At 62.5% G+C, this 1,012-nt stretch carries 2 protein-coding genes; both read right to left on the bottom strand.

What is annotated here, in order from left to right; genetic code table 11:
• Positions 1-275 precede the first annotated feature (275 nt).
• A complete protein-coding gene (locus tag H531_RS0112540) occupies positions 276-548 on the bottom strand; it encodes a DUF2442 domain-containing protein (protein ID WP_022799639.1) in 273 nt (90 codons plus the stop codon).
• Between the two features lie 33 nt (positions 549-581).
• Positions 582-818 carry a DUF4160 domain-containing protein gene (locus H531_RS13585; RefSeq protein WP_211210545.1) on the bottom strand — a complete coding sequence of 79 codons (237 nt, stop codon included), beginning with the start codon at positions 816-818 and terminating at the stop codon, positions 582-584.
• Positions 819-1,012 lie beyond the last annotated feature (194 nt).

Consider the following 1,012-nt stretch of genomic DNA (forward strand, 5'->3'; position numbering starts at 1 on the left):
AGGGCGGCCAAGAAGGTGAGGCGCCTGAGGTCGGCTTTCCAATACCGCTTCAAAACTCTGACGAGTGGGCTAAGCTGATCCATAGGGACCACCTCTTCTGGATGCCTGCCCATCCTGGTGGGCGCAGGTTCATCCTAAAGGGGTGGTCCCCAGTTTTGACGTGTACTGAGGCCTAAAGGTCATGATTGCAAAAACCCTTCTTTGGTACCATAACGGCTTTCAGGGTAGCAGACGAGCCTAGGGACGAGCAGTGCAAAACGCAGAAGTCTCAAAACTTAGCGCCTCGAGGCCTCCGCCCCAGGTAAAGGCATCCCGACCACCCAGGCATAGAGCACCAGGGGGTCCAGGTCCAGCCCCCCGGGCCACACCGGGGCCCCGAGCTCCGGGTCCACCCGCACCTGGGCGAGGAAGCCAGGATCCCGGAGCCGGGCCAGAACGCCGGGGAGCTCCAGACCCGAGAAATCCACCACCCCCTCCTTCCCGTCCGAGAAGCGGAGCCAGAGCCTGAGGCCCGGAAGGGCCTGGGCCTCTATCACGTCCACCATCATCCCCCTCAGTCTACTCCAGGGGCGGGATGAGCCTCAGGGGCTCACCCCTTCGGGCCCGCTCCCAGTTCTCCAGGAGGCCCTCCCGGTGCAGCAAGCCCACTCCACCACCAGCCCCAGGGCCCTGGGAGGAAGGCCCCCCGCCAGGATCCGGAGGTCGCTGATGGCCACCAGGGCCTGGTGGTCCCCATAGCGGACGTGGAAGTGCGGGAGATCGTGGTCGTTGTAGTACATGGCCACCACCAGGCCAAAGAAGCGGCTGATCACCGGCACGACCCAAGCTTACTGGGGAGAACACCACACCCGCCAGCTCCGTCCAGGACGGACTTCATAACAGTTAGCTAAACTTTTTTCGTCCTGCATGATAAAAACCCGACATTCCGCACCCCTCTTCCTTGGCCTTAGGATTTTGGGATGGAAACCACACCCGACCTGCAGGTGTACGACCTCGGCCACCTGGGCCTGGT

Source organism: Thermus islandicus DSM 21543 (genome assembly GCF_000421625.1).
Lineage (GTDB): Bacteria > Deinococcota > Deinococci > Deinococcales > Thermaceae > Thermus > Thermus islandicus.

What these genes read in the sequence shown, in the direction of transcription:
- H531_RS0112540 (WP_022799639.1), bottom strand. Translation starts at nt 548, where the DNA reads ATGATGGTGGACGTGATAGAGGCCCAGGCCCTTCCGGGCCTCAGGCTC.